This window comes from Caulobacter zeae (genome assembly GCF_002858925.1).
GTDB classification, from domain to species: Bacteria; Pseudomonadota; Alphaproteobacteria; order Caulobacterales; family Caulobacteraceae; genus Caulobacter; species Caulobacter zeae.
This window is the reverse complement of record NZ_PJRS01000028.1, coordinates 175,504-184,956: the sequence shown is the minus strand read 5'-3', so window position 1 is coordinate 184,956 and position 9,453 is coordinate 175,504. Positions and strand designations below refer to the sequence as shown.

At 68.9% G+C, this 9,453-nt stretch carries 12 protein-coding genes; 7 read left to right on the top strand and 5 right to left on the bottom strand.

Annotated elements, in window-relative coordinates:
- Positions 1-277 precede the first annotated feature (277 nt).
- The gene (gene purQ, locus SGCZBJ_RS15295) at positions 278-940 is read left to right on the top strand and encodes a phosphoribosylformylglycinamidine synthase subunit PurQ (RefSeq protein WP_101718845.1); all 663 of its coding nucleotides are present in this window, start codon (positions 278-280) and stop codon (positions 938-940) included.
- A 134-nt stretch (positions 941-1,074) separates the two neighbouring features.
- On the opposite strand, the gene SGCZBJ_RS25675 is transcribed toward purQ, so the two are convergent.
- The 3 genes from SGCZBJ_RS25675 to SGCZBJ_RS15285 all read right to left on the bottom strand — a co-directional run bounded on the left by SGCZBJ_RS25675 (position 1,075) and on the right by SGCZBJ_RS15285 (position 2,023).
- Positions 1,075-1,221: a hypothetical protein gene (locus SGCZBJ_RS25675; protein ID WP_164467334.1), complete on the bottom strand. Its 147-nt coding sequence runs from the start codon at positions 1,219-1,221 to the stop codon at positions 1,075-1,077.
- A 137-nt stretch (positions 1,222-1,358) separates the two neighbouring features.
- Positions 1,359-1,754: a type II toxin-antitoxin system VapC family toxin gene (locus SGCZBJ_RS15290; RefSeq protein WP_101718844.1), complete on the bottom strand. Its 396-nt coding sequence runs from the start codon at positions 1,752-1,754 to the stop codon at positions 1,359-1,361.
- The gene (locus SGCZBJ_RS15285) at positions 1,751-2,023 is read right to left on the bottom strand and encodes a type II toxin-antitoxin system VapB family antitoxin (protein ID WP_101718843.1); all 273 of its coding nucleotides are present in this window, start codon (positions 2,021-2,023) and stop codon (positions 1,751-1,753) included. The genes SGCZBJ_RS15290 and SGCZBJ_RS15285 overlap by 4 nt, the downstream gene beginning before the upstream one ends.
- A 68-nt stretch (positions 2,024-2,091) precedes the next feature.
- On the opposite strand from SGCZBJ_RS15285, the gene purL reads away from it, so the two are divergent.
- A complete protein-coding gene (gene purL / locus SGCZBJ_RS15280) occupies positions 2,092-4,311 on the top strand; it encodes a phosphoribosylformylglycinamidine synthase subunit PurL (RefSeq protein WP_101718842.1) in 2,220 nt (739 codons plus the stop codon).
- 38 nt (positions 4,312-4,349) lie between these two features.
- Positions 4,350-4,709 (top strand): hypothetical protein, encoded by a 360-nt coding sequence (locus SGCZBJ_RS15275; protein ID WP_101718841.1) that lies wholly within the window; start codon positions 4,350-4,352, stop codon positions 4,707-4,709.
- Between the two features lie 6 nt (positions 4,710-4,715).
- On the opposite strand, the gene SGCZBJ_RS15270 is transcribed toward SGCZBJ_RS15275, so the two are convergent.
- Together SGCZBJ_RS15270 and SGCZBJ_RS15265 are read right to left on the bottom strand one after the other, a co-directional pair.
- Entirely contained in the window at positions 4,716-5,378 is a 663-nt protein-coding gene (locus tag SGCZBJ_RS15270) for a hypothetical protein (RefSeq protein ID WP_101718840.1), read from the bottom strand.
- Between the two features lie 16 nt (positions 5,379-5,394).
- Positions 5,395-6,045: a hypothetical protein gene (locus SGCZBJ_RS15265; protein ID WP_101718839.1), complete on the bottom strand. Its 651-nt coding sequence runs from the start codon at positions 6,043-6,045 to the stop codon at positions 5,395-5,397.
- Between the two features lie 309 nt (positions 6,046-6,354).
- Here SGCZBJ_RS15265 and SGCZBJ_RS15260 point away from each other — a divergent pair, with 309 nt between their 5' ends.
- The 4 genes from SGCZBJ_RS15260 to SGCZBJ_RS15245 all read left to right on the top strand — a co-directional run bounded on the left by SGCZBJ_RS15260 (position 6,355) and on the right by SGCZBJ_RS15245 (position 9,420).
- The gene (locus tag SGCZBJ_RS15260) at positions 6,355-7,038 is read left to right on the top strand and encodes a heavy metal response regulator transcription factor (RefSeq protein ID WP_101718838.1); all 684 of its coding nucleotides are present in this window, start codon (positions 6,355-6,357) and stop codon (positions 7,036-7,038) included.
- Entirely contained in the window at positions 7,035-8,474 is a 1,440-nt protein-coding gene (locus SGCZBJ_RS15255) for a heavy metal sensor histidine kinase (RefSeq protein WP_240621528.1), read from the top strand. The genes SGCZBJ_RS15260 and SGCZBJ_RS15255 overlap by 4 nt, the downstream gene beginning before the upstream one ends.
- 63 nt (positions 8,475-8,537) lie before the next feature.
- Entirely contained in the window at positions 8,538-8,915 is a 378-nt protein-coding gene (locus SGCZBJ_RS15250; protein WP_101718837.1) for a hypothetical protein, read from the top strand.
- Positions 8,916-8,946: 31 nt separating this feature from the next.
- Complete coding sequence (locus SGCZBJ_RS15245; protein ID WP_101718836.1) at positions 8,947-9,420, top strand: nuclear transport factor 2 family protein; 474 nt, start codon at positions 8,947-8,949, stop codon at positions 9,418-9,420.
- Positions 9,421-9,453 lie beyond the last annotated feature (33 nt).

The window sequence follows — 9,453 nt, the reverse complement described above, 5'->3', positions numbered from 1 at the left end:
TCGCCTGGATGTAGGCACGCACCTTCGGCGTCGTCGTCGCATTGCCATGCAGCTTCACGAGCATCGCTGTTCCTCCAGCCAGGCCAAACCGGAGGCTACACCCAAACCATCCCGCCAAGCTCTCGGGACACAACACCTTCGCGGGGAAACTCGGTGAGAAGCGACCAGAACGACCGAATGTCGATCCGCTCTAGCGACCCGGCTGCCGGACGGTTTCGCCAGTTTCCGCCTGTCCGGCGCCTGACATCGCCTTCGAACGGTGCTACAGGCCCGCGCCATGAAAGCCGCCGTCGTCGTCTTCCCGGGTTCCAACTGCGATCGTGACTGCAAGGTCGCCGTCGAACGCTCCACCGGCGCTCGCGTCGAGATGGTCTGGCACCAGGAGACGGCCCTGCCGGACGACCTGGACCTGATCGTCCTGCCCGGCGGCTTCTCCTACGGCGACTACCTGCGCTGCGGCGCCATGGCCGCCCAGAGCCCGGTAATGCGCGAGGTGGTCTCGGCCGCCAATAAGGGTGTCGCCGTCGTTGGCATCTGCAACGGCTTCCAGGTGCTGACGGAAGTCGGCCTGCTGCCCGGCGCCCTGCTGCGCAACGCCAAGCTGAAATACATCTGCAAGCCGGTCGAGCTCGACATCGTCAACAGCCAGACCCGCTTCACCGCCGCCTTCGGCGAGCAGCGCGACGCGGTCATGACCGTCGGCAACGGCGAGGGCAACTTCTTCGCCGACGAAGAGACGTTGAACCGCATCGAGGGCGAAGGCCAGGTCGTGTTCCGCTACAAGGACAATCCCAACGGCTCGGCCCGCGACATCGCCGGCATCGTCAACGCCGGCGGCAACGTCCTGGGCCTGATGCCCCACCCCGACCGCTCGTTCGACGCCGACCTCGGCTCGGAAGACGGCGCGATCCTGTTCCGCAGCGTCTTCCAGAGCGCCTGAGGCTTAGCCCGCGAAAAGGGCCGGCGGAGCGACGCCGACCCTTCCTCCGATGGAGCGCTGCTAACGCTCGCCCAGAGCATTTTCCGACGAAGTGGGTACCGGTTCGTCGTCAGAAAATGCGCTGAAGCTTCAGATCAGCGGTCGCGATCGCGCTCCGGCTGATTTTCCTGACCGCCCGGGTTGCGGCCTTGCTCGTTCTGGCGCTGCTGCTGTTGCTGGCCCGGCGCCTGGCGCTGCGGGTTCTGCTGTTGCTGCTGCGGATTGCGGGTTTGCTCGCCCATGGGCCTTACTCCTGTTCGTTCCGCGCGCTGCGATGCGCACGGATGAAGAACGGGCGCGAGAGTCCCGCCGTTCCTTCGGCGCAGCTGCCTTAGTTCCTGCTTAGCTTCTGTTTTCGCGAGAGTTTTCCCGCCAGGCGTCAGAGCGCCGGACGGATGTCGGCATGGGCGAAGTCGTCGCCCTTGAAGAGCAGCGGCGCGTCGAGAGACCTTGCCAAGGCGTAGGAGAAGCTGTCGCCATAGTTCAGACGGGCCAGGTGACGGCCCTTGCCGAAATGCAACCTGGCCGCTCCCGCGAGCAAGGCCTGTTCGGCAGTTACAGGCACGATGACAACGCCCAACATTCCCAGATCATCGCGCACCACATCCCCCATGACGTCATTGATCTCGATCTTCTTTGTGTAGACCTCTACGAGTTCCACGAATGACGCCGCTGAAAGCTTGGGCTCGGCGATCGCCATGATCGCATCATAAAAGCGCCCGGCGTCAGGCTCCTCCAGGAGGATCGCGGCAAGCGCCGAAGTATCCACGATCATCCGATCGGCTGTCCGTGCTCGTCGTAAAGGTCCTCATCCTCGATCTGCCGCCAGGCTCGAGCGTCAGCGGTTCGTGGCCGGGCGCTCAGCCGCGCAAAGAAAGCCGCTTTGCGCGCCTCATAAGCGGCCGAACCGGGCGCTGGGCGGGCCAGACGGTCGATCTTCTCGGCAAGCGCGCTGCGGACCGCTTCATCGGGGCTTTCCCCCGTGATCTCGGAAAGTTCGTGGGCCAGACGCTCGATCTCGCCGCGATTGATCTCGACACCCATGCGAGAAGCGCCTTTCTGGTCACCTGAAATATAGCGGAATCCCCTCAGCCGCGCTAGAAGGCGCGCCCATGAGCGCACCGACCAACGCCCCCGCCAAGTCCCCCGCCAAGACGATGGCCGATACGGCCGCCGAGTTCGGCCTGAAGCCCGAGGAATACGCGGTCGTCCTCGACCGCCTGGGCCGCGAGCCCAACCTCGTCGAGCTGGGCGTGTTTTCGGTGATGTGGTCCGAGCACTGCTCGTACAAGTCCTCGAAGAACCAGCTGAAGAAGTTCCCGATCAGCGGCCCGCGCGTGATCTGCGGCCCGGGCGAGAACGCCGGCGTCATCGACATCGACGACGGCGACGCGATCATCTTCAAGATGGAGAGCCACAACCACCCGTCCTACATCGAGCCCTACCAGGGCGCGGCGACGGGCGTGGGCGGCATCATGCGCGACGTCTTCACCATGGGCGCGCGCCCCATCGCCCTCTTGAACGCCCTGCGCTTCGGCGAGCCGGCTCACCCCAAGACCAAGCGCCTGGTGGACGGCGTGGTGGCCGGCATCGCCGGCTACGGCAACTGCGTGGGCGTGCCCACCGTCGCGGGCGAGACCAACTTCCACAAGGGCTACAACGGCAACATCCTGGTCAACGCCATGTGCGTGGGCCTGGCCAAGGCCGACAGCATCTTCTACTCGGCCGCTCCGGGCCCGGGCCTGGCGGTCGTCTATTTCGGCTCCAAGACCGGCCGCGACGGCATCCACGGCGCGACCATGTCGTCGGCCGAGTTCTCGGAGGACTCCGAGGAGAAGCGCCCGACCGTCCAGGTCGGCGACCCCTTCGCCGAGAAGCTGCTGATCGAGGCCACGCTGGAGCTGATGGCCACCGGCGCCGTCGCCGCCATCCAGGACATGGGCGCTGCGGGCCTGACCTCGTCGTCGGTCGAGATGGCCGGCAAGGGCGGCGTCGGCATCGAGCTGAACATGGACATGGTCCCGCAGCGCGAGACCGGCATGTCTGCCTACGAGATGATGCTGTCGGAAAGCCAGGAGCGCATGCTGGCGGTCCTGAAGCCCGGCCGCGAGCAGGACGGCCACGCCATCTTCGAGAAGTGGGGCCTAGACGCCGCCGTCATCGGCTACACCACCGACACCGGCCGCCTGGTGCTCAAGCACCACGGCGAGACCGTCTGCGACGTGCCGCTGGCCCCGCTGTTCGACGACGCGCCGCTCTATGACCGTCCGTGGACCGAACCGAAGGTCGACGCCCGCCTCGATCCGGCCAAGGTGGCCGCGCCGCAGAACTGGGAAGAGGCCGTGCTCAAGGTTCTGGGCTGCCCCGACATGGCCTCCAAGCGCTGGCTGTGGGAGCAGTACGATCGCCACGTGATGGCCGACACGCTGGAAGACAGCGCCACAGGCTGCGACGCCGGCATCGTGCGCATCCACGGCACCGGCAAGGCCGTGGCCGTGACCAGCGACTGCACCCCGCGCTACGTCCAGGCCGACCCGTACGAGGGCGGCAAGCAGGCCGTCGCCGAAGCCTGGCGCAACCTGACGGCCGCCGGCTCCGTGCCGATCGCCATCACCGACAACCTCAACTTCGGCAGCCCCGAAAAGCCCGAGACCATGGGCCAGATCGTGCGCGCCACCGACGGCATGGCCGAGGCCTGCCGCGTGCTCGACTTCCCGGTCGTGAGCGGCAACGTCAGCCTCTACAACGAGACCAACGGGGTCGCCATTCCGCCGACCCCGACCGTCGGCGCCGTTGGCCTGCTGGCCGACTACGACCTGCGCACGGGCTTTGGCGCCGTGGCCGAGGGCGACACCCTGGTGCTGATCGGCGAGACGCACGGCGAACTGGGCGCCTCGATCTATCTGCGCGAGATCCTGGGCCGCGAGGACGGCGCCCCGCCGCCGGTCGACCTGGCCGTCGAGCGCAAGAACGGCGACTTCGTCCGTGGCCTGATCGGCTCGGGCCTGGTGGCCGGCGTACACGACCTGTCGGACGGCGGCCTGCTGGTCGCCGCGGCCGACATCGCCCTAGCCAGCAAGGTCGGCGTCACCCTGAACGCCACCAGCCACGCCCACGCCCACCCCTACCTGTTCGGCGAGGACCAGGCCCGCTACCTGGTGGCGACGCCCGATCCGGACGCCCTGCTGGAAGCGGCCAAGGACGCCGGCGTGCACGCCAACATCGCGGGCGTGGCCGGCGGCGAGGCCTTCGCCTCGACCGACCTGTTCTCGATCCCGCTGACCAAGCTGCGTGAGGCGAACGAAGCCTGGCTGCCGGCGTTCATGGGCTGATCGCCGGCTAGCGGCGAAAGTACGAAAGAGTATCCCGGATGCGCCTTCCGCTGATCGCCGCCGCCCTGCTGACCCTGGCCGCCTGCGCCCCGACGGCTCCTCCGCCGTCGCCGTCGCAAGCGGCTTCGGGCAGCGACACCGCCGAGACATGCGCCGCCCGCGGCGGCCAGATCGAGACCGTCGGCCGCCGGGGCCTGCCAACCTGCGTCGTGCCCTATGCCGACGCCGGCAAGGCCTGCACCGACAACGCCCAGTGCCAGGGCGGCTGCATCGTCGAGGGTAACCTCGAACCCAATGACGCCCCGGTGACCGGCCAGTGCAAGCGCTCGAACGTGCAGTTCGGCTGCTACGCCAAGGTCGTGAACGGCAAGGCGACCGGCGCGATCTGCGTCGACTGACGCGCCTCAGGCCGGATCGTACGTCACCGTGAAGACGCCGTCGGCCGCCTGGACGATGGCGGCCTTGGCCCGCTCGCGCCCGGTGAAGTCGATGACTGCGCTGGGCCTGGCCGACAGGTCCAGCACCTTGCCGCGCACGAAGCGCCCCTCGATCAGGTGGAACACCGGACGCGGCCGGATCTGGTAGGTGACGTGCTGCCGGGCGTCGAACACCGCCGCCGGCACGGGCTCGTTGCTGTCGATCTGCTTGGTCATGCCCAGCACGACTCCGTCGCCTTGCGGAAAGTCGGCCTTGGTGTCGATCGCGAAGTGACCCGGCTCGGCGGCGCCGGCGGTGAGCTTCTCGGCGAAGCCCCGGCTGGGGCCCTCGTGCTCCATGTGAGTGATCGTGACGAGGTCGCGGGCCAGCGGGTTCACCGGCACCGTGAACGCCGTCTTGATCACACGATCGACCTCCACCTTGGCCGGAAAGGCGAACAGGGCCTGCACCGCCTCGCTGAAGGTGGCGGCGCGGGGCGCGTTCGGCTCGACATAGTCGAAAGGCGCGCAGACGGCGGGCCATACCGTCACCGGCGCGCCGTCCAGGGTCACCTCCGGCGGCGCGGGCAGCAGCGCATAGCTGCGAACCTTGCCCCCGGCGTTCACGATCTCGATCGTCCAGACCGCCATGCTCGTCTCCGCCCGATCAAACCGGCTCGTAGGTGACGGCGAAGGTCCCGTCGGCCTTGGCCACGATCGTCGCCGTCAGCTTGTCCTGGTCGAAGTCGACGGCGACCAGCGACGGCGGATGCAGCGCCAGCGCCTCGCCGCGCAGCGGACGCCCCTGCGCCAGGTGGAAGCGGTGCGACGGCTCGATCACGAACACGCCGCCGGGCTGGGGCAGGAAACCGGCGATCGGGGTCGGCACGTCGCTGTCGCCGAACTTGCCCAGCCCGATCGTCGCAGGCGGCGGGAACGAACCGTTGGACAGCGGGTCGGGCGTGTGCAGCGAGACCGTGCCGTAGTCCGACCGGTCATGCACCACGGGTCCGAAGAGGTCGGGGTTGTTGAGCAGGTCGACGCGGTCGCGCGCCCGGGCGTCGACCGGCACGTTGGCGTTTTCCATCAGCACCACGCCGGGCGCGGGCCTGGCGCTGAAGTCCACGTAGATGGCGATGCTCTCGCTGAAGGTCGAGCGGCGGCGATCACCCGGCTGGATCCCCGGATAGGTGATCCAGGCGCAGGGATGGACCGCGACCATCTGGCCCGAGAAACGCACCTTGGGCGGCTCGCTGTAGACGAAGAAGTCCTTGGCCGCCCCGGTTTCGTTGACCACCTCGATCGTCCAGATCGCCATCGTACGCCCCTGCCAGCGACGCGATCCTCGCGTCGAAATCGGGCGCAACCTGGACATGAATCGACGAGCTTCGCAATTGGCGATGGCGCGCATCGGCGCCGCCATCGCCTTCCGGTCAGAAATGTCATGCTGGCGTCAGCCTGGCGACCCGAGCGGTCTGGCACCTAGGCTACAGTTCTCGCCCGGCCGCTGCCGAGCCCCCTTCCCGCCCCAGCCGTGGCGGTCGGCGCGAGGACGCTGTATCAAAGCTGTTCGAGGAGGCCTTCCGCCTCCGCCGCACGAACACCGCGCCGCCGGGCCGCCGCCACCATGAAGATCCTGATCGTCGAGGACGAACCCAAGACCGTCGCCTATCTGCGCAAGGGGCTGACGGAACAGGGCTACTCGGTCGACTTCGTCGGCGACGGCGAAGACGGCCTGCACCTGGCCCAGACCCTCGACTACGACGCCATCGTGCTGGACGGCATGCTGCCGGGCCTCGACGGCGTGGCCATGCTGGAGCGCCTGCGCCAGACCCGCCAGACGCCGGTGATCATGCTGACCGCCCGCGACAGCGTCGACGACCGCCTGCGCGGCCTGGGCGCCGGGGCCGACGACTACCTGGTCAAGCCGTTTTCGTTCCTGGAACTGCTGGCCCGCCTGCAGGCCATCACCCGGCGCGGACGCGGCGAGGCCACCACCATCACCGTCGGCGACCTGCACCTAGACCTGCTGGCCCGCCGCGCCACCCGCGCCGGTCGCCGCCTGAACCTGACAGCCAAGGAGTTCGCCCTGCTGGCCGTCCTGGGCCGGCGCCAGTCGCAGATCGTCTCCAAGACCATCATCACCGAGCTGGTCTGGGACATCAATTTCGACACCAACACCAACGTGGTCGAGGTGGCCATCAAGCGCCTGCGGGCCAAGATCGACGGGATGTTCGAGACCAAGCTGCTGCATACCGTGCGCGGCATGGGCTACGTGCTCGAATACCGCCCCGACAGAGGCCCCGAATGACCGCCGCCTCGATCGCCCCTAAGGCCATCGGGCCCCAGTCCATAGCCGGGCGGCTGGCCCTGATGTTCGCCATCGCCACCACCCTGGTGTCGGTGCTGGCCGGCGTGGCCATCTTCGGCTTCCAGAGCCTGGAGCTGCGCCGCCACCAGGCCGAGGAGCTGAACGCCCGCATGGAGATCATCGACGCGATGATCCGGCACGCCGGCGATCCCAAGCGCTGGCCGATGCTGGGCGACAAGCTGGAGTCGTTCACTCCGGCCAATGGCGGCGTCCGCTACCGGGTCGACTGTCCCGACGCCCGCTTCCGCTTCGCGCCCGACGACGCCCTGGCCCGGGCGCGCGACGGCGTCGACCTGATCCATTTCGACGGCAAGCGCTACATGACGCTGACCCGCCGCGTGCCGCCCTATCTGGAACGGCCGGAGGTGCGGCTGGTGATCGCCGCCGACACCGCGCCGTTCGACGCCTCGCGCAGGGTGCTGGGCGTCGGGGTGCTGGCCGTTTCGCTGGTGACGATCGCGCTGGTCAGCCTGCTGGGCTGGTGGGTCGCCCGCAAGGGCCTGGCCCCCGTCGACCGGCTGTCGCAGCGGGCCCGCGCATTGAACCCCAACGACCTTGGCCTGCGCATGCCGACCCAGAACCTGCCGACCGAGCTGGTGGGCCTGATGACCGCCTTCAACGGCGCGCTGGACCGCCTGCAGGACGCCTATGAACGCCTGGCCTCGTTCAACGCAGATGTCGCCCACGAGCTGCGCACGCCGCTGGGCAACCTGATCGGCCAGACCCAGGTGGCCCTCTCCCGCCCCCGCGAAGCCGGCGAGCTGGAGGAGGTGCTGCACTCGAACCTGGAAGAGCTGGACCGCCTGCGCTGCATCATCAACGACATGCTGTTCATGGCCCGCGCCGACCAGGGCGCGCTGGCGGCCAATCTCGAACCCGTGTCGCTGGCCGGCCTGACCCACAAGACCGCCGACTTCCTGGACGTCCTGTTCGAGGACGCCGGCGTGCGGCTGGAGGTGGTCGGCGACGGCATGGTGGCCGCCGACGCCTCGCTGCTGGGCCGGGCGGTGACCAACCTGCTCGACAACGCCATCCGCCACGGCGTCGACTGCAAGACCGTGCGCGTGACCATCGAGCCGCAGGACGGCAAGGTCTGCCTGGGCGTGCGCAATCGCGGCGGCCCCATACCCGAGGCGCATCTGGCCCGTTTGTTCGACCGCTTCTATCGCCTCGACCGGGCCCGCGAGCACAGCCACGACGTCCATGGCCTGGGCCTGGCCGTGGTCAAGGCCATCGTCACCATGCACGGCGGCACGGTGTTCGCCCGCTGCGAGGACGGCGAGGTGCTGATCGGCTTCGTCCTGCCCGGCGGCGCGGCCGCGACCGGCGAGCCGCAGGAGCCGTTCGCCCGCCGGGTCGAGCCGGCCGAGGCCTGAGCCCGAAGAGCCCCCATAGGCGACCCGCGACCTTGGCGCTAAGGTTCGCGCCCAGGGGGGCGCATGTCGGGTTTCACGGATCTTGAGAAGGCCGCGCTGGGCGCGATCTGCGACGGCCGGCCGGCCATAGCGCGACAGCTGCGCTCGCTGCTGGCGACGATGCGGCCGCCCGAGCGCGAGAACACCGGCCACGGCTTCTACACCTGCTTCGACGTCGACAAGGGCCAGCCGCCCGTCGTCTGGCCCACGCGCACGCTCGAGGGGCCGACCGCCGAGGTCGCGATCGACGGCAAGACCCTGCTGATGGGATTCATCCTCTGGCTCGAGGACGGCTTTCCGACCTGCCTGGAGGGCTTCCAGTACGGCACGCCCGAGGGCGAGGAGATCGACCTGAAGTCCAGGGACCTCGCCGCCCTCGTCTGGACCCGCCCCGTCGAGTGACCAGCCCTTCGCCCACAACTCGGAGACGCCCATGATCGCCGCCCTGCTCGCCGCCATCGCCCTCGGCGGTTCCGCGCCCCCGCCCGCCGACACGGCCCAGCCCGCACTGGACCCAGCCGCCGTGAAGGCGGTCGAGGCGGTGGCCTACGACTATGTCGACGGCCAGCTGGAAGGCGACGTGGCGCGCGTCACCCGCTCGCTGCACCCGGACCTCGCCAAGCGCGCCATCCGCTCGCGGCCTGACCCGGACGAGACCCTGGGCCTGCGGCGCATGAACCGCGACGAACTTGTGGGCCTGACGCGGCAAGGCGCGCTGAAGACCCCGCGCGAGCAGTGGGATCGCACGGTGCGGGTGCTCGACGTCGCCGGCAATGTGGCGGTGGCGCGGGTGGAGACCCCGTGGTTCGTCGACCACCTGAACCTTGGCCGGTTCGGCGAGCGCTGGGTGATCGTCAACGCGCTCTGGTATCCCAAGCCCCAGCCGCCCGCGGCGGCGAAGCCCTAGGATCCGGACTCGATTGGGGCCGGTGAAGAAGGC

Bases quoted from the DNA above. Each gene is read 5' to 3' on its own strand.
- purQ (WP_101718845.1), top strand. From the start codon at position 278: ATGAAAGCCGCCGTCGTCGTCTTCCCGGGTTCCAACTGCGATCGTGAC.
- SGCZBJ_RS25675 (WP_164467334.1), bottom strand. From the start codon at position 1,221: ATGGGCGAGCAAACCCGCAATCCGCAGCAGCAACAGCAGAACCCGCAG.
- SGCZBJ_RS15290 (WP_101718844.1), bottom strand. From the start codon at position 1,754: ATGATCGTGGATACTTCGGCGCTTGCCGCGATCCTCCTGGAGGAGCCT.
- SGCZBJ_RS15285 (WP_101718843.1), bottom strand. From the start codon at position 2,023: ATGGGTGTCGAGATCAATCGCGGCGAGATCGAGCGTCTGGCCCACGAA.
- purL (WP_101718842.1), top strand. From the start codon at position 2,092: ATGAGCGCACCGACCAACGCCCCCGCCAAGTCCCCCGCCAAGACGATG.
- SGCZBJ_RS15275 (WP_101718841.1), top strand. From the start codon at position 4,350: ATGCGCCTTCCGCTGATCGCCGCCGCCCTGCTGACCCTGGCCGCCTGC.
- SGCZBJ_RS15270 (WP_101718840.1), bottom strand. From the start codon at position 5,378: ATGGCGGTCTGGACGATCGAGATCGTGAACGCCGGGGGCAAGGTTCGC.
- SGCZBJ_RS15265 (WP_101718839.1), bottom strand. From the start codon at position 6,045: ATGGCGATCTGGACGATCGAGGTGGTCAACGAAACCGGGGCGGCCAAG.
- SGCZBJ_RS15260 (WP_101718838.1), top strand. From the start codon at position 6,355: ATGAAGATCCTGATCGTCGAGGACGAACCCAAGACCGTCGCCTATCTG.
- SGCZBJ_RS15255 (WP_240621528.1), top strand. From the start codon at position 7,035: ATGACCGCCGCCTCGATCGCCCCTAAGGCCATCGGGCCCCAGTCCATA.
- SGCZBJ_RS15250 (WP_101718837.1), top strand. From the start codon at position 8,538: ATGTCGGGTTTCACGGATCTTGAGAAGGCCGCGCTGGGCGCGATCTGC.
- SGCZBJ_RS15245 (WP_101718836.1), top strand. From the start codon at position 8,947: ATGATCGCCGCCCTGCTCGCCGCCATCGCCCTCGGCGGTTCCGCGCCC.